Annotated in this window: 25 protein-coding genes; 18 read left to right on the top strand and 7 right to left on the bottom strand. The window is 65.4% G+C overall.

The features are described 5' to 3' along the window. Window positions 1–77: 77 nt before the first annotated feature. The 4 genes from rpsP (at window position 78) to trmD (ending at window position 2,081) form a co-directional block, all read left to right on the top strand. The gene (gene rpsP, locus DVO78_RS09885) at window positions 78–491 is read left to right on the top strand and encodes a 30S ribosomal protein S16 (protein ID WP_120004706.1); all 414 of its coding nucleotides are present in this window, start codon (window positions 78–80) and stop codon (window positions 489–491) included. Further along, a complete protein-coding gene (locus tag DVO78_RS09890; protein ID WP_120004707.1) occupies window positions 488–745 on the top strand; it encodes an RNA-binding protein in 258 nt (85 codons plus the stop codon). The genes rpsP and DVO78_RS09890 overlap by 4 nt, the downstream gene beginning before the upstream one ends. A 1-nt stretch (window position 746) precedes the next feature. Then, entirely contained in the window at window positions 747–1,280 is a 534-nt protein-coding gene (rimM, locus tag DVO78_RS09895; protein WP_120004709.1) for a ribosome maturation factor RimM, read from the top strand. A gap of 93 nt (window positions 1,281–1,373) precedes the next feature. Further along, on the top strand, window positions 1,374–2,081 hold the full coding sequence (gene trmD / locus DVO78_RS09900) for a tRNA (guanosine(37)-N1)-methyltransferase TrmD (RefSeq protein WP_120004711.1): 708 nt from the start codon (window positions 1,374–1,376) through the stop codon (window positions 2,079–2,081). Here the strand turns inward: trmD and DVO78_RS09905 are convergent. After that, the gene (locus DVO78_RS09905; RefSeq protein WP_120004713.1) at window positions 2,069–2,530 is read right to left on the bottom strand and encodes an SseB family protein; all 462 of its coding nucleotides are present in this window, start codon (window positions 2,528–2,530) and stop codon (window positions 2,069–2,071) included. The genes trmD and DVO78_RS09905 overlap by 13 nt on opposite strands. Before the next feature lie 297 nt (window positions 2,531–2,827). Here DVO78_RS09905 and rplS point away from each other — a divergent pair, with 297 nt between their 5' ends. The 9 genes from rplS to DVO78_RS09955 all read left to right on the top strand — a co-directional run bounded on the left by rplS (window position 2,828) and on the right by DVO78_RS09955 (window position 10,743). Then, window positions 2,828–3,223, top strand: coding sequence for a 50S ribosomal protein L19 (gene rplS / locus DVO78_RS09910; protein ID WP_120004715.1), 396 nt, complete (start codon window positions 2,828–2,830; stop codon window positions 3,221–3,223). 175 nt (window positions 3,224–3,398) lie between these two features. After that, window positions 3,399–4,034 carry a signal peptidase I gene (gene lepB / locus DVO78_RS09915; protein ID WP_120004717.1) on the top strand — a complete coding sequence of 212 codons (636 nt, stop codon included), beginning with the start codon at window positions 3,399–3,401 and terminating at the stop codon, window positions 4,032–4,034. Next, entirely contained in the window at window positions 4,031–4,750 is a 720-nt protein-coding gene (lepB, locus tag DVO78_RS09920) for a signal peptidase I (RefSeq protein ID WP_238385243.1), read from the top strand. Before lepB (DVO78_RS09915) ends, lepB (DVO78_RS09920) begins: the two co-directional genes overlap by 4 nt. Continuing rightward, on the top strand, window positions 4,747–5,445 hold the full coding sequence (locus tag DVO78_RS09925) for a ribonuclease HII (protein WP_120004720.1): 699 nt from the start codon (window positions 4,747–4,749) through the stop codon (window positions 5,443–5,445). The genes lepB (DVO78_RS09920) and DVO78_RS09925 overlap by 4 nt, the downstream gene beginning before the upstream one ends. Before the next feature lie 515 nt (window positions 5,446–5,960). Next, window positions 5,961–6,332: a YraN family protein gene (locus DVO78_RS09935; RefSeq protein WP_120004724.1), complete on the top strand. Its 372-nt coding sequence runs from the start codon at window positions 5,961–5,963 to the stop codon at window positions 6,330–6,332. Next, on the top strand, window positions 6,329–7,888 hold the full coding sequence (locus DVO78_RS09940; RefSeq protein WP_120004726.1) for a YifB family Mg chelatase-like AAA ATPase: 1,560 nt from the start codon (window positions 6,329–6,331) through the stop codon (window positions 7,886–7,888). Before DVO78_RS09935 ends, DVO78_RS09940 begins: the two co-directional genes overlap by 4 nt. A gap of 13 nt (window positions 7,889–7,901) precedes the next feature. After that, the gene (locus DVO78_RS09945; RefSeq protein ID WP_120004729.1) at window positions 7,902–9,179 is read left to right on the top strand and encodes a DNA-processing protein DprA; all 1,278 of its coding nucleotides are present in this window, start codon (window positions 7,902–7,904) and stop codon (window positions 9,177–9,179) included. A gap of 23 nt (window positions 9,180–9,202) precedes the next feature. Next, a complete protein-coding gene (locus DVO78_RS09950; RefSeq protein WP_120004731.1) occupies window positions 9,203–10,132 on the top strand; it encodes a tyrosine recombinase XerC in 930 nt (309 codons plus the stop codon). 107 nt (window positions 10,133–10,239) lie between these two features. Beyond that, entirely contained in the window at window positions 10,240–10,743 is a 504-nt protein-coding gene (locus tag DVO78_RS09955) for a DUF3145 domain-containing protein (RefSeq protein WP_120004733.1), read from the top strand. A gap of 90 nt (window positions 10,744–10,833) precedes the next feature. Here DVO78_RS09955 and fabF read toward each other — a convergent pair whose 3' ends face one another. The 6 genes from fabF to aceE form a co-directional block, all read right to left on the bottom strand. Then, complete coding sequence (gene fabF, locus DVO78_RS09960) at window positions 10,834–12,078, bottom strand: beta-ketoacyl-ACP synthase II (protein WP_120004735.1); 1,245 nt, start codon at window positions 12,076–12,078, stop codon at window positions 10,834–10,836. Between the two features lie 52 nt (window positions 12,079–12,130). Further along, window positions 12,131–12,376 (bottom strand): acyl carrier protein, encoded by a 246-nt coding sequence (locus DVO78_RS09965; RefSeq protein WP_120004737.1) that lies wholly within the window; start codon window positions 12,374–12,376, stop codon window positions 12,131–12,133. Window positions 12,377–12,433: 57 nt separating this feature from the next. After that, entirely contained in the window at window positions 12,434–13,498 is a 1,065-nt protein-coding gene (locus DVO78_RS09970) for a beta-ketoacyl-ACP synthase III (protein ID WP_238385244.1), read from the bottom strand. A 43-nt stretch (window positions 13,499–13,541) separates the two neighbouring features. Beyond that, window positions 13,542–14,477, bottom strand: a complete 936-nt coding sequence (locus DVO78_RS09975; RefSeq protein WP_162301586.1) for an ACP S-malonyltransferase — start codon at window positions 14,475–14,477, stop codon at window positions 13,542–13,544. A gap of 79 nt (window positions 14,478–14,556) precedes the next feature. Next, a complete protein-coding gene (locus DVO78_RS09980; protein WP_120004739.1) occupies window positions 14,557–15,732 on the bottom strand; it encodes a PucR family transcriptional regulator in 1,176 nt (391 codons plus the stop codon). Between the two features lie 116 nt (window positions 15,733–15,848). Next, the gene (gene aceE, locus DVO78_RS09985) at window positions 15,849–18,515 is read right to left on the bottom strand and encodes a pyruvate dehydrogenase (acetyl-transferring), homodimeric type (RefSeq protein ID WP_120004925.1); all 2,667 of its coding nucleotides are present in this window, start codon (window positions 18,513–18,515) and stop codon (window positions 15,849–15,851) included. A gap of 232 nt (window positions 18,516–18,747) precedes the next feature. On the opposite strand from aceE, the gene DVO78_RS09990 reads away from it, so the two are divergent. The 5 genes from DVO78_RS09990 to lepA all read left to right on the top strand — a co-directional run bounded on the left by DVO78_RS09990 (window position 18,748) and on the right by lepA (window position 23,107). After that, window positions 18,748–19,185, top strand: coding sequence for a DUF3052 domain-containing protein (locus tag DVO78_RS09990; RefSeq protein WP_120004926.1), 438 nt, complete (start codon window positions 18,748–18,750; stop codon window positions 19,183–19,185). An 11-nt stretch (window positions 19,186–19,196) separates the two neighbouring features. Next, a complete protein-coding gene (locus tag DVO78_RS09995) occupies window positions 19,197–19,667 on the top strand; it encodes a redoxin domain-containing protein (RefSeq protein WP_202912148.1) in 471 nt (156 codons plus the stop codon). A 3-nt stretch (window positions 19,668–19,670) separates the two neighbouring features. After that, window positions 19,671–20,690 carry a DNA polymerase III subunit delta gene (gene holA / locus DVO78_RS10000; RefSeq protein ID WP_120004742.1) on the top strand — a complete coding sequence of 340 codons (1,020 nt, stop codon included), beginning with the start codon at window positions 19,671–19,673 and terminating at the stop codon, window positions 20,688–20,690. A gap of 205 nt (window positions 20,691–20,895) precedes the next feature. Further along, on the top strand, window positions 20,896–21,156 hold the full coding sequence (gene rpsT / locus DVO78_RS10005) for a 30S ribosomal protein S20 (RefSeq protein WP_120004744.1): 261 nt from the start codon (window positions 20,896–20,898) through the stop codon (window positions 21,154–21,156). 91 nt (window positions 21,157–21,247) lie between these two features. After that, a complete protein-coding gene (gene lepA / locus DVO78_RS10010) occupies window positions 21,248–23,107 on the top strand; it encodes a translation elongation factor 4 (RefSeq protein ID WP_120004746.1) in 1,860 nt (619 codons plus the stop codon). Window positions 23,108–23,145 lie beyond the last annotated feature (38 nt).

Consider the following 23,145-nt stretch of genomic DNA (forward strand, 5'->3'; position numbering starts at 1 on the left):
GGCAGACGCTGTTTGCATCACCCCACGCAGCAGGTGCCTCAGTGCGCGCCCCAAGACATACAGGAGAAACCACACAAGTGGCAGTCAAGATTCGTCTGAAGCGAATGGGCAAGAAGTTCGCCCCCCAGTACCGCGTTGTCGTCGCCGATTCCCGCGCCAAGCGTGACGGCAAGAACATCGAGGAGATCGGCAAGTACCACCCCACCGAGCACCCCTCATTCATCGAGATCGAGTCCGAGCGGGCCCAGTACTGGCTCTCAGTGGGCGCCCAGCCCACCGATCAGGTCAAGCAGCTGCTGACCGTTACCGGCGACTGGCAGAAGTTCAAGGGCCTCGACGGTGCCGAGGGCACTCTGCAGACCAAAGCTCCCAAAGAGGAGTTTGTTGCCCCCTCCAAGGGTTCGGTGATCACCGAGAAGGCTGAGAAGCCCGCTGCTGAGGAGACCCCCGCAGAGACTGAGGCTCCTGCTGAGGAGAAGGCCGAGGCATGAGCACCGACGCTGCGCTCACCGACGCACTGGAGCACCTGGTCCGCGGAATCGTCGACTCACCCGATGAGGTCGATGTCCGCCGCAAGGGCGGACGCCGCTACGACACTCTCCAGGTCCGGGTCGATCCCGAAGACCTGGGTCGGGTGATCGGCCGGGCGGGCCGAACGGCCAAGGCTCTGCGCACGGTGGTCGCAGCGTTGCCCGGCGGCACCGACGTCCGGGTCGACGTCGTCGACACTGACCGCCGCCGCTGAGGTGGAAGAAGGCTCTGAACGTCTGCGGGTTGCCCGCGTCGGCAAGCCCCACGGCATCCGTGGTGAGGTGACCGTCCAGCTCTTCACCGATCAGCCCGAGGACCGGCTCGCTCCAGGGTCGGTCCTCATCTGCGAGGCCGGCAAGGACACCGCCGACAGGACTACTTCCACACTGACAGTCGCCACCCAGCGCTGGAACAAGAAGATCTGCCTTCTCGGGTTCGAAGAGATCCCCGACCGCAATGCCGCCGAGGCGTTGCGCGGCTCCGTGCTCCTGGCCGATGTGGCAAGCCATCACGACGAGGACGAGGGCTGGTACTCCCACGAGCTGGAGGGACTCAGTTGCCTGACTCCGGAAGGGGATCAGCTCGGCGTCGTCCTCGAACTGGTCACCGGGCCCGCCCAGGATCTGCTGCTGGTCAGAACTCAAGCAGGTGATGAGGTCATGGTGCCCTTCGTCGAGGAGATCGTTCCGGAGATCGACGCCGTGGCCGGCCAGATCACCCTCACTCCGCCCGAAGGTCTCTTCCCGTGAGCCCGGAGCCAGAAATCGTAGGGCTTTCGAGTTGTCGTGGGGCTGTAGGCCTACGCAGATTCGATAACCCTACGAAAACTAGGGGCTACTGATATGCGTATCGACCTGATCTCGATCTTCCCCGAGTACTTCGACGTGCTGGACCTCTCGTTGATCGGCCGTGCACAGCAGGATGGGGTGCTGCAGATCCACCGGCACAACCTGCGTGACCACACCGAGGACAAGCACCGCAGCGTGGACTCCCCGCCGGCCGGCGGCGGCGCGGGCATGGTCATGAAGCCAGAGCCCTGGGCCAGGGCCTTAGAAGTGGTCCTGGCGGACACGAACCCCGCGCTGCGACCCACGCTGGTCATCCCCACGCCATCAGGCGAGCTTTTCACCCAGGACGCGGCCACACGGCTGGCCGAGCAGCCTCATCTGGTCTTCGCGCCGGGGAGGTTCGAGGGCATCGACGAACGGCTTACCGCCTGGGCCGCTGAGCACTTCGAGGTCCTCCGGCTGAGCATCGGCGACTATGTTCTCAACGGGGGAGAGGCGGCCTCAGTGGTCATAGTGGAGGCCGTCACCCGGCTCATCCCCGGAGTGATCGGCAATGAGGCCTCCCTACAGGAGGAGTCGCACAGCGAGGGCCTGCTGGAGTACCCGGTCTACACCAAGCCTGCCCACTGGCGCGGACTGGACATCCCCGAGGTGGTCCTCTCCGGCAACCACGCCAAGACCGCACAGTGGCGTCGCGCCCAGGCCGAGGAACGGACTAAGAGTATCCGCCCCGACCTCTGGCAGCGGTATCAGTCTTCCTGATCAGCGCTCGTGTCCGGGTCAGTGCCGGCCTCGCCGAGCTTCTGCTCCACAAAACTGCGCATAGCGCCCATCTGCTCGGCGGGAATGAGGAACTGATGCTCGCTCATCGGGTCCAGCACCACACCCACCCCGTCAAGGGACTGCACCAGGGAGATCCCGTTGGTCTGCACCACGTAGGGAGCCTGCTCCTGATGCTCGCCGGCGGCCTCTTCGGTGGTGAAGAGCACCGGCAGGGCATTTCCGTCGTTGTCCTGGACCATCAGCAGGTTCGCCCCCTGCTCGCCCTGAGGATCCGCTGAACTGGCCACGAACACCGGACTGTTGAGGAAAGAGTTGAGGACTTTGGTCACGTCCTCCTGGACGAAGCCCTGCTCCGTCCGGTTGTCAGCGGCCTCGATCAAGGCTTGCTTCAGCTCAGGGACAGTATCAGTCGGTGTATCAGTCATCATCAGTCACTCTCAGGTCTCAACTCGTGGTGTACGTCAACAGGCGGCAGCTGCCGCTGATGTCCACGCTACGGGAGTTCAGCCCAGCACGCGAGGTGTGGCATAATAGAGGGCTGTGCCTACTGGGCGCCGACTCTGCCGCAGGGGATAGGTGCCGGACAGATGGGCCCCACCGGAGCGACCATTCCTCGTCCGGTGGACTTCACGCCTTATATGACCAGCGCCGTGCGCCTGATGCGCCGCGGTCCGGGTCCCTGACATCAGGGCGCTGACCTGCGGCAGTGCTCTGGAGGAGAACCAATGCAGAAGCTTGATTTTGTCGACGCAGCCAGCCTGCGCAGCGATATCCCGGATTTCGCCCCGGGCGATACCGTCAACGTCCATGTGAACATCGTGGAGGGCAAGACCACCCGTGTCCAGGTGTTCAAGGGCTATGTGCTCGGCCGCCAGGGCTCCGGCATCGGCGAGACATTCACCGTGCGCAAGGTGTCCTTCGGCGTCGGCGTGGAGCGCACCTTCCCGGTGCACACCCCGGTGATTGAGAAGATCGAGGTCGTCGCCCGCGGCGATGTGCGCCGCGCAAAGCTGTACTACATGCGGGATCGCCACGGCAAGGCCGCCCGTATCCGTGAGAAGCGCGAGTCCCAGGTGGCACGTGCTCAGGGTCAGGACGTTGAGGAAACCGTCGAGGCCTGATTCCTCACTACTACGACGCCGCCCGAACGCACCACGTGCCCCAGAGTTTCAAGGTGACCGAGCACGGCTCGGTGTCCCGGGGAGGTGTTGTTCCGGTCGCGCATACATATGGTGCCGCCTTTCGGTCGCGTGCGGAGGCCGCGGCCGTCATGCCTAAAGTTCCGATGGCGGGCGTATGAAGCGGTGGCTGCTGGCGGGGGGCGTCGTGGTGGTGCTGGGAGTGCTGGTGAGCACTCTGGTGCGTCTCTTCGCGGTGGACATCTACGCGGTGGACCAGAACTCCATGGATCCGACCCTGCGCGACGGGGAACGCATTGTGGTGGCCAAGGACTACCCGGGAAGCGACGGTGTGCAGCGAGGTGACATCGTCGTCTTCGACGGCGAAGGGTCTTTCAGCCCGTATCAGGGCGGCCCCAGCCTCTCCAGAAGCGTCGAGACCTTGGGCCAGTGGCTCGGGCTGGGCACCGCACCGGATGTCTATGTCAAGCGAGTCATCGGCGCTGATGGTGACCTGGTGGTCTGCTGCGATGAGACCGGACGGCTCAGCGTCAACGGTGAACCCGATGAGGAGCCGTACCTGGCCGCGCCGCCCAGCGCGGAGAATCCAGCCTCTGAACTCGGCTTCGAAGCGTTAGTGCCCGAGGGCCGGATCTGGGTGATGGGGGACAACCGGGACGACTCCGTGGACTCCCGGGATCTGCTCGGTGCCCCCGGCGGCGGTATGATCAGCCAGGACCGCATCATCGGTCAGGCCACCTCCGTCCTCTGGCCTTGGGCGGAGCGGCGCGAACTTCAAGGAGGCAGGCAGTGAACGCTGCACAGGATCAGGCAGCCGCCTCCGACCCGGAGCAGGCCCCGAAGCGGAAGCGGCACTGGGCGGTGTCCTTCCTCATCGAGCTGATCGTGATCGTCGGGCTGGCGATCGTGATCTCCTTCATCATCAAGACCTTCTTCCTGCGGGCCTTCTACATCCCCTCAGAGTCGATGCAGCCCACCCTGGAGGTCAACGATCGGATAGTGGTCAATCTGCTGGCACCAGGTGTGATGGACGTCCAACGCGGCGATGTGGTGGTCTTCGAGGACACCCGCAACTGGTGGGGAGGCCCCACCCCGGAGACCAACGCAGTGCAGGAAGCCCTGATCTTCATCGGCCTGGCGCCGGACACCTCCAGCCACTACGTGGTCAAACGCGTGGTCGGCCTCGGCGGTGACCAGGTGGAGTGCTGCGACGAGTCAGGACTCATCACGGTCAACGGCCAACCAGTTGAAGAGCCCTATCTCTACCCAGGAAATGAGCCCTCCACGGCCGGTTTCGAGGTGACTGTGCCCGAAGACCACGTCTGGCTGCTGGGAGACCACCGCTCTGCCTCCGCCGACTCCCGGTCCCACGTGGACGAACCTGACCAGGGTGCAGTGCCGGAGGAGGACATCATCGGCCGGACCCTGAGCATCGTCTGGCCGATAGACCGGTGGGGCGGGGGAGGAACAGACCGGGAGCCCTTCGAGCAGGTGCCCGACTCCGAATGAGCCCAGCTGCCAACGCCACCCTGCTGCCTGAATTGGCGCTGGCGGCTGAAACCGGCGCCCGGCGTATCGCTGGTATCGACGAGGTAGGCCGGGGCGCTTTGGCCGGTCCGGTGACAGTGGGCGTCGTCGTCATCGATCTGACCATGCTCGGTGATGAGGAGCTTTCCCCCACCACCGGCGTATGGCCGCCGCTGGAGGGTGTGCGGGACTCCAAGCTGCTCTCCGCGCAGGCGCGCAGGAGGTGGCAGCCTGCCATCTGCGAACAGGTCAGGGCTTTCAGCGTCCAGCACTCGCCTGCCGAGCAGATCGATGCTGTGGGGATTACCGCGGCCATGGGGGCGGCCGGGAGGTCCGGGCTGGAGGCGGTCCAGGGGCAGTTGGCAGCGGCTGGGAGCCCCGGGGTAGACCTTGTGCTGCTGGACGGTGTGCACGACTGGCTGCGGGCGGGCATTCCGGTGCGGACCATGGCCAAGGCGGACACCATGGCGCTCAGTGTGGCCTGCGCCTCAGTGCTGGCGAAGGTGGAGCGCGACTCGCTGATGATCCAGCTGGCCGGCGAGCATCCGGAATTCGGCTGGGACTCCAACAAAGGATACGGCTCCGCGGCCCACCGGGAGGCGATCCGTTCCTCCGGACCCAGCCCGTATCACCGCAGGTCCTGGAATCTGGGGTCGGAGCCACTGCCCGGTCTCTGAGCTGGTCCCGCTGGCGGGCAGAGCCAGCTCAGCTCTCGGCCAGCTGACGCTGGCCTTCGCGCCTGAAGTGGTCCCGCTGGCGGGCAGGCGGACCCCTGATCTCTGGGACTCATACGAACGCGGAGTGCTTGTGTGGGCCAGGTCAGGGACCCGCTCAGTCCCCGACGTGGCCCGCACAAACGCCAGCGCGTTTCTACGGGTCCCTGACGTCGCGGCTCCCCTCGGCCAACTGGCGCTCGCCTTCACAGCTAAAGCAGTCCCGCTGTTTTCCCGCTGAGGTTCGGTGGCCCTTTGCGATGACAGGTTGTGACGACAGTTCCGGCAGGAAGCGGGTCAAAGCGCGGTCGTAGGAGGCTGCCGAGCGGCGGGTCTTGGTCTGGCCGGTGGGGTTTTCCCCATCCTCGGCAAGAACCCCTGCAACACGCCGGGCTCTCCACAGGATACTCATTCTCCTGACGCAACCGCGCCTGCTGGGCCCATGCTGGTGCTCATCACGGACAGCGGAGAGGAGCACCATGCGGGCCAAGGACCGGACCGGGCTGCTGGGCGAGGAAAAGGCTGCCGAGCATCTTGTGCAGCAGGGCCACCGCATACTGGAGCGGCGCTGGCGGACCAGGGCAGGTGAGTTGGATCTGATCACGGTGGACGGGCGTGAGCTGGTGGCGGTGGAGGTCAAGACCCGCCGCGGCATCGGCTACGGTCATCCTTTCGAAGCGATCACCGAGCAGAAGCTGCTGCGTCTGCGACGGCTGCTCAATGAATATGCCGCGGAGCACCGTATGCGGCTCACCAGGCGGCGGATCGACGCGGTGGCGGTGATTCTGCAGCGCAATCATCGCAGTACAGAGCCTGAAGCAGTGCTGGAACACCTCAAGGACCTGTCATGAGTATGGGCAGGGCACGCTCAGTGGTGCTGATCGGAATGGAGGGCCGGATGATTGAGGTCGAGGCCGACATTGGCCAGACTCTGCCGGCCTTTGTCCTGCTCGGACTGCCCGATGCGGCGCTGCGTGAAAGCCAGGACCGCGTGCGGTCAGCGGCGAAGAACGCCGGGGTCGAGCTTCCGCGGCGCAGACTGACCGTCAACCTCTTTCCCGCCTCCCTGCCCAAGTCCGGCTCCGGTCTCGATCTGGCAATCCTGATGAGTGCCTGGGCAGCGGATGGACAGGTGGAGGGCACCTCCGAGGTGGTCTTTCTCGCTGAGCTGGGACTTGACGGCAGACTCCGGCCGGTCAAAGGGGTGCTGCCGGCGGTGGCCGCAGCAGCCGAAGCCGGGGTGGGCACCGTAGTCGTGTCCTCACTGAATGCCGCCGAGGCCGCGCTGGTGCCCGGGGTTCAGGTGCTGGCGGCCGACCACGTACTGCAGGTGGCGGCCCACTTCCGGACTGCCAAAGCCGGCGAAGCGCCCATCAGCCATGTTCAGGGGCTTCAGCGCCTCACCGGAGGCCTGGCGCATCACGACGACGCCCCCGACCCGCCAGAGAGCAGAGACTTGGCTGAGGTGCGTGGCCAGCTCCACGCGCGGTTCACCCTGGAGGTGGCTGCTGCAGGCGGACACCACATGATGCTCATCGGTGCCCCGGGAGCGGGGAAGACCATGCTGGCCGAACGGCTGCCCTCGATACTGCCCCTGCTGGATGAGCAGGAGGCCATGGCTGCCACAGCCATCTCCTCGATCAGTTCCGGCGCCACCAGCGTAACGCGCCTGCAGCGCCGCCGTCCTTTTGAGTCCCCGCATCACAGCGCCACAGCCGCATCGATCCTCGGCGGAGGCAGCAGAGTCCCTGCTCCCGGGGCAGTCACCCGGGCGCATCTGGGCGTGCTCTTTCTGGACGAGGCCCCTGAGTTCCAACGCAACGTGCTCGACTCTCTGCGTCAGCCGCTGGAAACTGCCACCATCACTCTGCACCGCTCAGCCGGGCACGTCACCTATCCGGCTGACTTCCAGCTGGTGCTGGCTGCAAACCCCTGCCCGTGCGGTATGAACGTGAAGGACGGCTCCCAGTGCAGCTGCTCGGTCGCACAGCGGCGAAACTACCTCAGCAGACTCTCTGGACCGCTGCTGGACCGCATCGACCTACAGATCCAGGTGGAGCGCCCACACTCAGCTGAGCTGGCACCGGCCGAGACGGGTGAAGGCTCCGCGACAGTAGCCCAGCGGGTGCAACAGGCCCGGGCTCAGCAGGCCGATCGACTGGCCCCCTACGGACTGCGCCTGAACTCTCAGGTCCCGCTGCATCTGCTTGCCAACGAGCTTCGGCTTCCCAGATCCTGCCTGAGAGCCCTGGACACGGCGCTGGACCGTGCTCAGCTCTCCTTGCGGGGCTATGTCAGGGTGCTGCGCCTGGCATGGACTCTGTCAGACATCTTCCACAAAGACCATCCGGATGAGGACGAGATTGATGCGGCGATGCAGCTGCGCCTGGTCGGGACGAGCAGATAGGGAGTGAGCTGATATGGCCGGAGGACAAGTCTGGGCGCAGAAGGATATCCGCGAGTCTCGGGCGGCTCTGTGCCGTCTGATTGAGCCGGGGGATCTGCTCGGGACGGTGACCATCCGTTCGCTGGGCGTTCAGCAGGCAGAGCACCTGATCCGCTCCGGACAACGGGCCACACACGCCCAGCAGCAGACCGTGGGCGAGGCGGCAGAGGCCGCCGGGCTGGGTCCCCGGCAGCGAAACCTGGCTGATGCCCTCGACCGGTGGAGGACTCGTCTGTCCCAGCTGGGCGGACCCATGATGCTCGACGCCCTGTACCGCAGAGGTGGCGGAGTCATCGTGCCCGAGGACCAGGTCTGGCCGGAGCCGTTGCATGATCTCGGTGCCGCTGAGCCGATTGCCGTGTGGTTCCGCGTGGCGGCGCAGGACAAGGAGCCCTATGAAGAAGCCGCACTCCGTCTGCCGCGTCCAGGCCGCAGCATCGCACTGGTCGGTTCCCGGGAGATGACGGACTACGGCGGCAGAGCTGCTTGGGAGACGGCGAGCGAACTGGCCGCACACGGCGTCTGTGTGGTCTCCGGGGGCGCATACGGGGTCGACGCCGCCGCCCACCGTGGTGCCCTCGCATCAGGGCAGGAAGCGGAGGCGTCGACGCTGGCCATCCTGGCAGGTGGGGTAGACCGACTCTACCCCGCCGGGAACGAACGTCTTCTGAAGCAGGTGATGGAAGCCGGAATGATCCTGAGCGAAATGGCACCAGGATCGGCTCCCACTCGGCACCGGTTCCTGCAGCGCAATAGGATCATCGCGGCGCTGAGCGCAGCCACCGTGGTGGTGGAGGCTCGGGCGCGCTCCGGGGCGCTCGCCACCGCCCATCATGCTTTGGAGATCGGCCGGCCCGTTGGAGCGGTGCCAGGGAGCATCTACTCTGCCAGCTCCACCGGCTGTCATCAGCTGCTGCGGCAGACCCCGGCACAGCTGGTCACCGACGCTGCTGAGGTGATGCAGCTGGTCGCCGATGAGGTGGCGGACACGGTGCGCCAGGAGATCGATCACCCGATGCTGCCTGGTCCTGCTCAGGCCGAGAATCCGAGGTTAGAAGTTGACGGACTCAGCGATCTGGAGCGCAGGATCTATGACGCACTTCCGGTCCGTAGGTTCACCCCAGTGGGCAAGCTCTCCGAAGTTGCAGGGCTGCCCGTCCCGCAGGTCCTCAGCGGCCTCACCCGGCTTCACCGAAGGCACCTTGCCAGGGCTGACGGCGGCAGCTGGGCGCGGGCCTCCACCAAAGCATAGCCAGCCGGGCCTAGACTGCCGGTATGGCAGAGATAGGCGGTGACCCCTTGATCGAGCAGTTCGCTGCTCATCTGCGTGATGAGCGGCGGCTATCCGGTCACACGGTGCGCGGATACACCAGTGATCTCTCTCAGCTCAGCGAGCACTGCGGGGGACTGCAGAACCTCCGGCTGACGGTCCTGCGCACCTGGTTGGCCGACGTGCACTCAGCCGGGCTGTCCCGCAACACGCTGAACCGCAAGACAGCCTCGGTCCGCGCCTTCACCGCCTGGGCCTACCAGCGCGGTCACCTGAAGGAAGACCCCGCAGTGCGTCTCAGATCTGCGCCACGGGGTACTCACCTGCCTGATGTGCTGCAGGCTGGACATGTCGAGGAGCTCACCGACTCTGTTCGAGCCATGCGCGAAGCCTACGCGCGGATACAGGACCAAGACCCGGTGGGGTGGGCGGTGGCCGTCCGGGATGAGGCGATGATCGAGCTGCTCTATGCCACAGGCATCCGCGTCTCTGAGCTGGTCGGCCTGAACCTCGACGCGGTGGTCACAGAGCGCAGAATGCTCCGAGTGCTCGGCAAGGGCCGAAAGGAACGGATGGTTCCGTTCGGCAATCCTGCGCGGCGCGCCCTAGAGAGATGGGTCCAGCAGTCCCGGGCTGCGCTGGTAGGTCCCACCAGCGGCGTCGCCCTGTTCCTGGGCCAACGCGGGTCACGCATCGATGTTCGCGTGGTGCGCAGAGTGGTCGATGAGGCTCTGTCAGCACTCGGCACCACCTCGGCCAGGGGCCCGCATGCGCTCAGACACACCGCAGCCACACATCTGCTCGACGGCGGCGCAGACCTGCGAGCCGTTCAAGAGATGCTGGGACATTCCTCCCTGTCCACTACGCAGGTCTATACGCATATCTCTGTGGACCGCCTGACCAAGGCCTATGCCCAGGCCCATCCCCGCGCGTGAGCGCATATCCTCCACCGTCTGTTAAGATTGTCGTGAACTCCATCCACGGATGTGCAGGTCCCGGTCGTAGGGGAAGACGTACCGAGACGCACAAGTGGAGGATGGAAATGTCTGAATACGTGGCCAGGGGTGTCCTGCACATCCACTCGGCACCCAGCGCGCTCTGCCCCCATGCCGAATGGGCAGTGGCGTCCGTTGTTGATGCCCGGGTTGATTTCACCTGGACAGAGCAGCCTGCTGCGCCCGGAACCCACCGTACAGAGCTGAGCTGGCAAGGTGCCCAGGGTCTCGGTGCCAAGCTCGCCTCCGCGCTGCGTTCATTGGGGCATCTGCGCTTTGAGGTCACTGAGGGGCCCACGCCGGGCTGTGACGGCTCCCGGTGGTCGCACACCCCTGACCTTGGCATCTTCCACGCGACTGTCGACACTGCCGGGAACATTATGGTGTCTGAAGACCGCATCCGCTATGCCTACGAGCTCGGGGCCGGGGATCCCACCGTGATGTACCAGGAGCTTTCGCTGGCGCTCGGCGAAGCCTGGGACGAAGAACTGGAACCGTTCCGCCATGCTGCCGAAGGAGCTCCGGTCCGCTGGCTTTCCCACGTCGGTTGATTTTCCGCCGCCGGGACTGCCTCAGGTAGGAGTGAAGGCCAGCGCCAACTCGCCGAGAGCGTGGCGGGGTTTCCCCGCCCGCGGGATGGACTACACAGTCCTGAACGCGGCCACCGCATTGTGACCGCCGAAGCCGAAGCTGGAGCAGATTCCGATCTGCTCACCTGGGTCCAGATCGCGTGCGCTGCCAGCGACCACATCGAGCGGGATCTCCGGATCCTGATTGTCCAGATTGATGGTCACCGGGGCTTTTCGCTCGGCCAGCGCCTTGACCGTCAGCACGGACTCGACCGCTCCAGCGGCGCCCAAGAGGTGACCGGTCTGTGATTTGGTGGCAGAGACGCACACCTCGTCGAGATGGTTGCCGAAGACGGCCTTCATGGCGGTGTACTCCGGCACATCGCCCAGCGGGGTGGAGGTGGCGTGCGCGTTGACATGGGTCACATCCTGCACAGAGGCTGACGCTGAGGCCAGTGCCCGGCGCAGGGCGCGGGTCGCGCCGAGTCCGTCCGGGTCAGGCGCAGTGATGTGGTGGGCATCGGAGGTGACCGCGCCGCCGGCCAGTTCGGCGTAGATGGTGGCACCGCGGGCCCTGGCGTGCTCTTCGGTCTCGATGACCAGCGCACCAGCACCTTCGCCCATGACGAAACCGTCGCGGTCCACGTCATAGGGGCGGGAGGCCGCACCCGGGTCGTCATTGCGGCGGGAGAGCGCCTGCATATTGGCGAAGGCAGCCAGCGGCAGTGGGTGGATGGCGGCTTCGGTGCCGCCGGCCATCACCACGTCCACATCACCGGTGCTAAGCATGTCCAGGGCCATGATCAGAGCCTCCACACCTGAGGCACAGGCCGATACTGCTGTGCGCGCCCCGGCTTTGGCTCCCAGCTCCAAGCTGATCGCTCCGGAAGCGCCGTTGGGCATCAGCATCGGGACAGTCATCGGCAACACCCTGCGGGGGCCCTTTTCGCGCAGGGTGTCCCAGGAGTCCAGCAGAGTCCAGACCCCACCGATACCCGTGGCGAAGCTGACACCGACCCGCTCCCCATCGAGCTCCGCACCCTGGAGACCTGCATCGGCCCAGGCTTCTCGGGCGGCGACCATGCCGAGCTGGGTCGAGCGGTCCATCCGCCGGGTCTCCGGACGAGCGAGCACCTCGGCAGGCTCCACGGCGACCTCTGCGGCGAAGGTCACCGGCAGCTGATACTTCTCCACCCAGTCCTGCTGAAGGGTCTTGGCGCCGGCGGTCCCGGCCAAGGCGGCGTCCCAGGTGCTCGGCACATCACCCCCGAGAGGAGTGGTGGCACCGAGTCCGGTGATGACTAGACGGCGTGACATGGGATTACCTCGTAAAGGTCGCGGGCAGCGGGTCGGTCAGCGGGCTGGAAACTTAGCCCTGGGCGTTGGCGATGTACTCGACGGCGTCGCCCACGGTGGTCAGATTCTTGACCTCCTCATCGGGGATCTTGACGTCGAACTTCTCCTCAGCGTTGACCACAATGGTCATCATGGAGATGGAGTCGATGTCCAGGTCCTCGGTGAAGGACTTCTCCAGCTGGACCTCTTCGGTCTCCAAGCCGGTCTCCTCCTCCACGATCTCAGCGAGTCCGGCGAGGATTGCATTCTTGTCAGCCACTGTGGGCTCCTCTCATATGTTGCGGATTGTGTGGTGCAAAATCGTGCATGTCTAAACTTACGGGATTCGGATGACTTGGGCCCCGTAGACCAGCCCCGCGCCGAACCCGATCTGCAGCGCCAAGCCTCCGGAGATCTCCGGGTTCTCCGCGCGCAGCCGGTGCAGCGCCAGCGGGATGGAGGCCGCCGAAGTGTTGCCGGCATCAACGATGTCCCGTCCCACCAGGACATGGTGAGGAAGCTTCAGCTGTTTGGCGAGTTCGTCGATGATCCGGATATTGGCCTGATGCGGAACGAAAGCCGTCAGGTCCGAAGCGGCGATACCTGCTTCCTCCAGAGCCTGCTTGGCCACTTTGGCCATCTCCCAGACCGCCCAGCGGAACACGGTCTGCCCGTCCTGGCGCAGGGTGGGCCAGAATTTCTGCTCACGGTCCAGCAGCGTTGCCGCATCGCCTGTGGTTTGAGCGTCGAACAGCGCATCGCGCAGCCGCAGCAGGGAGTTGTCCATGGAGACCGCCGTCCACTTCTCACCGTTGGAGCCGATCACTGAGGCGGAGATTCCCGGACTGTCGGAGGGTCCGACGACCACTGCGCCCGCGCCGTCACCGAGTAGGAAGCTGATGGAACGCTCATAGTTGTCGATGAAGTCTGAGAGCTTCTCCACGCCGACTACCAGGACATGCTCGGCGTGGCCGGAGCGGACCAGCGCGTCGGCCTGGGCGATGCCGTAGCAGTACCCTGCGCAGGCTGCGGAGATGTCGTAGGCAGCTGCCGGTGTGGCACCGATCCGGTCCGCCAGCTCCGCCGCGGCCGAAGGCGTCTGGTAGGGGTGGGTCACCGTGGAGACCAGTACGGTGTCCACCTGAGAGCCCTCGATTCCGGCGTCCTCCAGGGCTTCGGCAGCGGCTTTCTCGGCCATATCTACCACCGAGACCTCCGCCGGCGCCCGGTGTCGGGTGACAATGCCGGTGCGCTGGCGGATCCACTCATCGGAAGAATCGATCCATTGGCAGATCTGTTCGTTGTCGATCAGAAGCTCAGGGCGGTGGATGCCCAGGCCGAGCACTGCGGTGGCGTCGACGGGTGTGGTCGGTGTCAGAGTGATGGTCGCTGGTGTGGTCACTGTGCGTCTCTTCGGCTCGGAGGTGTTCAGGCGGTCGTGGTCGTCAAGCGCTGTGTTCGGCGATGAAGTCTGCGGCGGCGCTGAGATCGGCAGGTGATTTCACCGCGAGGGTCTTGGTGCCTTTCAACCCGCGTTTGGCAAGTCCGCTCAGCGTGCCCCCGGGCAGCAGTTCCAGGACCCCGGTCACCCCGGCGGTGCGCATCGCTTCCATGCACTGATCCCAGCGAACTGGGCGGGTGACCTGGTCGACGATCCGGCTGAGCACCTCTGGGCCGGCATGGACCTGTGCCCCATCCCGGTTGGAGAGCAGGGCCGCAGAGGTGTCAGCGGCTCGCACCGACTCGGAGGCAGCCGCGAGCACCTCTTGGGCAGGCGCCATGTATTCGGTGTGGAAAGCCCCCGCGACTTTCAGCGGGATGACCCGTGTCCTGGTTGGAGGATTCTCTGCCAGCTGATCGATGCTGGCTTGGGCGCCGGCGGCCACGATCTGCCCGCCCCCGTTGACATTGGCCGGGGTCAGCCCGGAAGCTTCGATGCTGGCGAGCACCTCATCCTCCACACCGCCGAGCACGGCGGCCATCCCAGAGGGAGCGGCGGCCGCGGCCTCGGCCATCGCACGGGCACGTACCGCGATCAGCTCCAGAGCCTGACGGGGACTCAGCGCCCCGGCCAGTGTGGCCGCGGGGATCTCGCCCACCGAGTGGCCGGAGACCAGCACTTTGTCGCCCATATCGGCCAGGCGCTGCGGTGTCAGGCCCAATGACTGCGCTGACAGCAGCGAGGCTGCGACAATCAGCGGCTGAGCCACGGCAGTGTCGCGGATGGTGTCTTCGTCGGAGGCGGTGCCGTGCGCGGTGAGGTCTGTGCCTGCATACTCTGAGAACTCCACCAGGAGGTCGGCGGCTTCCTGGTCTTCAAGCCACTCAGTCAGCAGGCCGGGGGTCTGGGAGCCCTGTCCCGGGCATACGATCGCTAGCACAGCCTCCACCTTTCCATTACCCGGGTGTGAACATCCCTGTTCAGGGAGACCATGTCCGCGGAGTGAACTTGTATATACCCTACAACCGGCCCAGGGAGAGCGCAGTCTGGAGCACATAGGCGTCCCGTGGTTCCATCGGATCCCAGCCGGTGACTTCAGTGACGCGCTTGAGCCGGTAGCGCACTGTATTGGTGTGGACGAACAGTTCACGGGCGGTGGCCTCCAGTGAGTGCCCGGCGTTGACATAGCTGTCCACCGTTTCCAGCAGCCCGTGACCGGCAGCATCCAGCGGAGTGTAGATTCTGGTGGTCAGTGAGTCTTTCGCATGAGGGTCGCCGGCCAGGGCGCGTTCAGGCAGCAGCTCCTCGGCGGCTGCCGGTCTGGGGGCCCGGCTCCAGGCCGGCACGGCGGAGTACCCGGCGAAGGCCGACTGTGCACTCCGGGAGGCTCCGGAGATGGGGCCCTCGTGCTCGGAGTAGACCACCGGGCCTTCACCGAAGTGCGGGAGCACGCGGTTCAGCCCCTCATCCAGGCTGGTGACCCCTCCCAGCAGAAGGATCAGTCGGTCGCCCTGTACCCCGACCACGGCATCGGTGGCGAAGCGCACGCACTGCCGGCGCAGATGGGACAGGAACACGGCGTCGCTCTGATCAGGTGCGGCACCGACCACCACGACGACGCCGGCGCCGGACTGCCAGCCCACGGCGGCAGCTCGGGAGGCGACCTGCTCCACCGGCTCCGCCCTGAGCACCGCGTCCACCAGCAGTGCTTCGAGACGGGAGTCCCAGGCGCCTCTGGATTCGGCGGCGCGAGCGTAGACGTCTGCGATGGCGAAGGCCACTTCGCGAGAGTAGCGCAGCACCGCTTCCAGCATGGGCGGCTGATCCTGCTCAGGCATCAGGCCTGGCAGCCTGGACTCCACAGCCTCCACAATGGTGCGGATCAGCTGCAGGGCGCGCTGCAGGCTGATGGTGCGCATCAGGTCTGTGGGGGCGGGTCCCAGCAGCTCATTGACCAGTGGGAGTGAGCGGGCTGCAGGGTCCTGCAGCCAGTTGGCCAGACCCGCTATCCCTCGCTGGGCGATCAGCCGCAGCGAGGCCCGCTCCTCGGTGGAGAGTTGGCTGTACCAGCTCAGCCGGGACTCCAAGTGCTGCCCCACCTCAGTGGTCAGCAGTCCAATATTGCTGCGCAGCACCTCCAGGGCCTCCTCGGAGACCCGAACCGTCTCAGGAAGCCGTCCTGTGTCAACACTCATATCGACTGAGCTTACGTTGTCGAATCTCTACAAACTACCGATTGCCCTCTGTGGACGGGAGGCCCGCGGAAACACGGCCGAGCGCGTGGCGGAGTTTCCCCGTCCGCGGGACCGGCTCAGGCGTCTCCTCCGGCGGTGCCGGAGGTGCCGGCACCGGCATTGGTCAGATCATACTTCTCGATGGCCTGGGCGGCCTTCTTGTTCTTGCCCAGCATCTGGAGCGCGCGGACCACCATGGAGTGGGAGTCGATGGTGAAGTGCCGCCGGGCCGCGGCGCGGGTGTCGGAGAACCCGAAGCCGTCGGCACCGAGACTGGCGAAATCATGGGGCAGGAACTGACGGATCTGGTCCGGCACCGACGAGGTGTAGTCGGTGGAGGCGATGATGGGTCCCTCCGCCGCTTCGAGCTGCTGGGTGACGAAGGGGGCCTCGGGCTCGCGCTCGGGATCGAGCATCGCAGCCTGCTGCACCTCCAGGGCCTGACGGCGCAGTTCGTTCCAGCTGGTCACGCTCCAGACATCAGCGCAGACACCCCAGTCATCGGCGAGGATCTGTTGAGCCTCAAGGGCCCACGGCACCGAGACCCCCGAGGCCAGCAGCTGCACCTTCTCACCCTCGCCCTCGCCGGGCTTGAGCTTGTATATGCCGCGCTTGACGCCTTCGACGTCCAGGTCCTCGGGTTCGGGAAGGTGGGTGACCGGCTCGTTGTACACGGTGAGGTAGTACATGACGTTGTGGTCGCCGTCGTGCTCGCCGTACATCTCGTAGAGGCCGTTCTCGATGATGTGGGCGATCTCGTAGCCGAAGGCCGGGTCGAAGTGCTTCACCGCAGGGTTGGTGCCGGCAAGAACGGGGGAGTGGCCGTCCGCGTGCTGCAGGCCCTCACCGGTCAGCGTGGTGCGCCCGGCGGTGGCGCCGATGATGAACCCGCGGGTCATCTGGTCGGCTGCTGCCCAAAAGGAGTCTCCGGTGCGCTGGAATCCGAACATCGAATAGAAGATGTAGAACGGGACCATCGGTTCGCCGTGGGTGGCGTAGCTGGTGCCGGCCGCGGTGAAGGCCGCGGTGGCGCCGGCTTCGTTGATGCCGGGGTGCAGCATCACCCCCTGAGGCGACTCCTTGTAGGCCAGCATCAGCTCACGGTCCACCGAGATGTAGTTCTGACCCTTGGGGTTGTAGATCTTGGCGGTGGGGAAGAACGAGTCCATGCCGAAGGTGCGGGCCTCATCCGGCACGATCGGCACGATCCGCTGGCCGAACTCCTTGTCCCGCATGAGGTCCTTGAGCAGCCGGACGAAGGCCATCGTGGTGGCGGCCTTCTGCTTGCCGGAGCCCTTCTTGGCCCCGGAGTAGACCTTTTCCCCGGGCAGCTGAAGCGTATTGGCAGGCACCCGGCGCTCCGGCAGGGCGCCGCCGAGCTCCTCGCGGCGCTCCCGCAGGTAGGCGACTTCCTCGGCATCCTCTCCGGGGTGGAAATAGGGCACCTGATAGGGGTCCGCTTCGATCTGCTCGTCACTGATCGGAATGCGTAGGGTGTCGCGGAAGCGCTTGAGGTCGTCCACAGTGAGCTTCTTCATCTGGTGGGTGGCATTGCGCCCCTCGAAGCTCGGGCCGAGCCCGTAGCCCTTCACCGTCTGGGCCAGGATGACCGTCGGCTTCTCCTTGGCCTCCACGGCGGCCTTATACGCGGCGTAGACTTTCTGGTAGTCATGGCCGCCGCGCTTGAGCCCCCAGATCTCATCATCGGACATCTCGGCGACCATCTCCTTGGTCTTGGCCGAGCGGCCGAAGAAGTGCTCACGGACGAACTCGCCGGACTCGGCCTTATACGTCTGGTAGTCGCCGTCAAGCGTTTCGTTCATGATCTGGACCAGGGCGCCGTCGTCGTCCTTCTCCAGAAGCTGGTCCCACTCTCTGCCCCAGAGGACCTTGATCACGTTCCAGCCCGCGCCGCGGAAGAACGCCTCCAGCTCTTGGACGATCTTGCCGTTGCCCCGCACTGGGCCGTCCAGGCGCTGCAGATTGCAGTTGACCACGAAGTGCAGATTGTCCAGCTTCTCATTGGCGGCCAGCTGTAGCAGGCCGCGGGACTCGGGTTCGTCCATCTCGCCGTCGCCCAGGAAGGCCCAGACGTTCTGGTCCGAGGTGTCCTTGATGCCTCGGTGGTGCAGGTACCGGTTGAACTGCGCCTGGTAGATGGCGTTCATCGGCCCCAGGCCCATGGACACTGTGGGGAACTGCCAGAACTCCGGCATCAGCCGCGGATGCGGGTAGGAGCTCAGCCCGTAGGGCGCTTTGGAGACCTCCTGCCGGAATCCGTCCAGGTGCTTCTCGCTCAGCCGGCCCTCCAGGAAGGCCCTGGCGTAGTTGCCGGGGGAGGAATGTCCCTGGAAGAAGATCTGATCCCCACCGCCGGGGTGGTCCGCCCCGCGGAAGAAGTGGTTGTGCCCCACCTCGTAGAGGGTGGCGACGCCGGCGTAGCTGGAGATGTGCCCGCCTACCGAGATGTCCTCATGCTGGGCGCGGTGCACCATGATCGCGGCGTTCCAGCGCAGCAGCCGACGGTACTTGCGCTCGAGGTCCTCGTCACCGGGAAAGTCAGGCTCCTGGTCCACCGGAATGGTGTTGACGTAGTCAGTGGTGGTGACCATCGGGACGCCGATGGACTTGGCACCTGCCCGCTGCAGCAGAGAGCGGATGATGTATTCGGCGCGTTCGGTGCCATGGGTCTCGACCAGCTGATCGAAGGATTCGATCCATTCGCCGGTCTCCTCAGGGTCCATGTCCGGAAGCCTGTCAGTCAGGCCGCTGCGGATGTGGGATGTCTCTTCACCAGCGCTCACAATGGGCACCTTTCTGAGGTTGTCGTACCTGCCCCGCTGATGTGCAGGGCTGTTCGAGGTCTTGGCCTGGCCCGTGCAGGTGGCGGGCAGACCCGGTGTTGTGGGCAACTCTACCGGTTTCATAATGTGTCGTACTTACCGCTGAGCGCGAATTCCGCGTAACGTGGACTCCGTGGGACAGAATTACGATGCCGCCACGAACGTTGTAGACCAGAAGAGTCTGCTGGACGAACTCGGCTTGCAGCCCGATTCGCTGGTGCAGGAGATCGGTGCTGACAGCGACGTTGACCATGCCTTGCGCGATGCGCTGGACGATCTTCTCGACGAGCCGCTCATTGACGAGGACGAGCAGGAGGTCGTCGACGCGGTGCTGCTGTGGTTCCGCGATGGGGACGATGATCTCACCGATGCCTTAGTGGATGCCCTGACCACGTTGGATGAGGACGGGGTGGTCTGGCTGATGACTCCGCGCTCCGGCAGGCCCGGCTACGTTCCTCCGGTGGAGATCCAGGTCTCGGCCACTGATGCAGGACTGCACGGCACCTCCTCCGCAGGGGTGAGTGCGGACTGGTCGGCCAACCGCCTGGTCCACCGCAAGTCCTGGTCATAGGCTGGCACCCGGTGGACACCGCACGACGGCGCCCCGTGCCCGGGCAGCCCGCGCCCTGGTTTGTGCTGCGCAACCAACACGGTGAATCCGTTGAGCTGGCAGCACTGGCAGGGGCACCGGCGGTGGTGATGTTCTTCCCTTTGGCCTTCAGCCGGGTCTGCGGCGCCGAGCTGTCGGAGATCATGGGGCGCTGGGCGGAATTCGCCGAACTCCGTGCCAGGCTGCTGGCGGTCTCCTGCGACTCAGTGCACACTCTGAGGGCCTTCGCCGACGAGCTGGGCGGTGTGCCCTTCGACCTGCTGAGCGACTTCTGGCCCCATGGCGCGGTCTCTGATGACTATGGCGCTTTTGACCAGCGGCAGGGATTCCCGGCCCGGGAGACCTTTGTGCTCGATGCTGAGCTCACGGTGCGGCACAGGGTCTCCGCCGCCCACGACCACGCCCGGGACCTGGACCAGGTGCTCGGCGCGCTGAGGATGTAGAACGTGCCACCCAGATCAGGCCGACGCGGTCCAGCGGGCCGAACAGCCTCAGCAGGAACCGACTTCCGGGCCGTTGAGCCTGCCCCGCTGATCCTCCTGAAGGGCTCCGAGGACTACGTCGCCGCCCGGGCCCTGGACCGTGTCAAAGCGGGGCTGAAGGCTCAGCACGCTGCCCTGGAGTACACCCGCCTCGATGTCTCGGCAGCCACTGCCGGAGAACTCGCCACCCTAGCTTCGCCCTCGCTCTTCGGCGAGCCCCGGCTGATCCTGGCCGAGGATCTCGCGGAGATGAACGAGACCTTTCTGGAAGATGCGCTGCGCTTCCTGGAGGAACCGGCAGACCCGGAGGTCACCCTGGTCCTGCGGCACAGCGGTGGCAACCGCGGTAAGAAGCTGCTCGACGCGGTGAGTTCCCAAGGCGTCGTCGTCGACTGCTCCCCTGTGAAGAGCGACGGCGACAAGCTCGACTTCGTGCGTCAGGAGTTCCGGGACCAGGCTCGCAGCATCCACCCCGAAGCGGCGAGGGCTCTGGTGGCCGCCGCCGGCTCAACCCTCTCCGACCTCGGCAGCGCGGCGAGTCAGCTGATGCGTGATGTGCCCACGGATATCACCGCTGAGCATGTGGAGAAGTACTTCGGGGGCAGGGTGGAGGCCTCGGCCTTCAAAGTTGCCGATGCGGCCTTCGCCGGGCGGGGAGAGGCCGCGCTGCGCCTGTACCGCCATGCCGTGGCCACCGGAGTCTCGCCGGTGGCTGTGACCGCAGCACTGGCGATGAAGGCCAGGCAGGTCGCCGCCCTGGTGGACCACCGCGGAGCGCAGGGGGAGTTGGCCAAGACTCTGAAGATGGCGCCGTGGCAGCTCAAGCAGGCCTCTGAGACCGCGCGGCGGTGGTCCCCGCGCGCGGCCGCCGATGCGGTCGAGGCGGTGGCTCAAGCCGATGCTGAGGTCAAAGGCGTCTCACGGACTCCCGAATACGCCGTGGAGAAGGCCATCGGGGCAATCTCTGGTAAGATTCATGGCTAGTGTCTAGGGTCCGGTTCAGGGTCCTGCGCTGCCTGACGACGGCAATCAGCACGCTGAGCTCATGGGCCCCTCTACCTGAAGAGTCCAGCGTGAATCGCCAAGGTGCCCCACACCACTGAAAACTTCCGCCGTCGTGACGTCCGCCGTGCGGTGGATACAGGCAGTGCTCGTCATGACAAACACAAGAAGCTAAGGAAACACACCTGTGGCAAATATCAAGTCCCAGAAGAAGCGCATCCTCACCAACGAGAAGGCCCGCCTGCGGAACCAGGCGGTGAAGTCCGAGCTGAAGACTGCCATCAAGAAGGTCCGCAAGGCCGCAGCCTCCGGCGACAGGGACGCCGCTGCGGCCGCCCAGCGGGAAGCTTCCCGCAAGCTCGACAAGGCCGTCTCCAAAGGCGTGATCCACAAGAACCAGGCTGCCAACCGCAAGTCCGGCCTCGCTCACATGGTGCAGAGCGTCTGACTTCTCATCCTGCAGCGGGGCCTCGCACGTCACTGTGTCGTGCGGGGCCCTCGCTCTAGAATGACCCCTATGCGAAGGACGGATTGAACACGTGAGTCCGAAGGCCAGCAGTGCACTGGTGCCCGCTCAGACTGCCCCCGGCGCGATCCGCAACTTCTGCATCATCGCCCATATCGACCACGGCAAGTCGACCTTGGCCGACCGGATGCTGCAGCTGACCGGCGTGGTGCAGCCGCGTGACATGAAGGCCCAGTACCTGGACCGGATGGACATCGAGCGCGAACGAGGGATCACCATCAAGTCCCAGGCGGTGCGGATGCCCTGGGAGTATGCCGGTGAGACCTTGGCCTTCCACATGATCGACACCCCCGGCCATGTGGATTTCAGCTATGAGGTGTCCCGGTCCCTGGCCGCCTGTGAGGGTGCGGTGCTGCTGGTGGACGCCGCTCAGGGCATCGAGGCCCAGACCCTGGCCAACCTCTACCTGGCTATCGAGCATGACCTGGCGATCATCCCGGTGCTGAACAAGATCGATCTGCCTGCGGCCCAGCCGGACAAATACGCCGAGGAGATCGCCCATCTGATCGGGTGCGAACCAGACGATGTGCTGCGGGTCTCGGGAAAGACCGGCGAAGGTGTGGAGGCGCTGCTGGACCGGATCGTCGAGGAGGTCCCTGCGCCCGAGGGCGAGGCCGCGGCGCCGGCCCGGGCGATGATTTTCGACTCGGTCTACGACACCTACCGCGGAGTGGTGACGTTCGTCCGGGTGGTCGACGGCCAGCTCAGCCACCGGGAGAAGATCCAGATGATGTCCACCGGGGTGACTCATGAGCTGCTGGAGATCGGGGTCTCCAGCCCCGAGCCGGAGGCGGCCAAGGGACTCGGCGTCGGGGAGGTCGGCTACCTGATTACCGGGGTCAAGGACGTCCGGCAGTCGAAGGTGGGCGACACGGTCACTTCGGCGAATAAGCCCGCCTCAGCGATCGTGGGCGGCTATGAGGAGCCCAAGCCCATGGTGTTCTCCGGGCTGTTCCCCATCGACGGCTCGGACTTCCCGGTGCTGCGTGAGGCGTTGGAGAAGCTGCAGCTCAACGACGCCGCCCTGAACTTCGAGCCGGAGACCTCCACCGCTCTCGGCTTCGGGTTCCGCGTGGGTTTCCTGGGACTGCTGCACCTGGAGATCACCCGCGAGCGGCTGGAGCAGGAGTACAACCTGGATCTGATCTCCACCGCCCCGAACGTGGTCTATCAGGTCACCGATGAGTCGGGCGAGGAACATCAGGTGACCAACCCCTCAGAGTTCCCCGAAGGGAAGATCTCCGAGATCCGGGAGCCTGTGGTGGATGCGACCATCATTGTGCCCGCTGAGTACATCGGCGCGGTCATGGAGCTCTGCCAGGGCCGCCGCGGGTCCATGGAGGGGATGGACTACCTCTCTGAGGAGCGGGTGGAGATCCGCTACCGTCTGCCGCTGGCCGAGATCGTCTTCGACTTCTTCGACCAGCTGAAGTCCCGCACCAAGGGATATGCCTCGCTGAACTGGCAGGCCTCGGGGGACCAGGAGGCAGACCTGGTGAAGGTGGACATCCTGCTCCAGGGCGACAAGGTGGATGCCTTCAGTGCGATCACCCACCGTGATCATTCCTACGCCTACGGGGTGAAGATGGCCTCCAAGCTCAGGGAGCTCATCCCGCGCCAGCAGTTCGAGGTGCCCATCCAGGCGGCCATCGGGTCGCGCATCATCGCCCGCGAGAACATCCGTGCCATCCGCAAGGATGTGCTCTCCAAATGCTACGGCGGCGATATCAGCCGTAAGCGCAAGCTGCTGGAGAAGCAGAAGGAGGGCAAGAAGCGGATGAAGATGGTCGGCACCGTCGAGGTGCCCCAGGAGGCGTTCATCGCCGCGCTGAGCTCCGATGAGGGCAACGCCAAGGAGAAGGCGAAGAAGTGAGTCCGATCATCGGGTCCCCGGTCATACTCCTGTTGGCG

Origin of the sequence: Nesterenkonia muleiensis, from assembly GCF_003600155.1 — a bacterium.
Lineage (GTDB): Bacteria > Actinomycetota > Actinomycetes > Actinomycetales > Micrococcaceae > Nesterenkonia > Nesterenkonia muleiensis.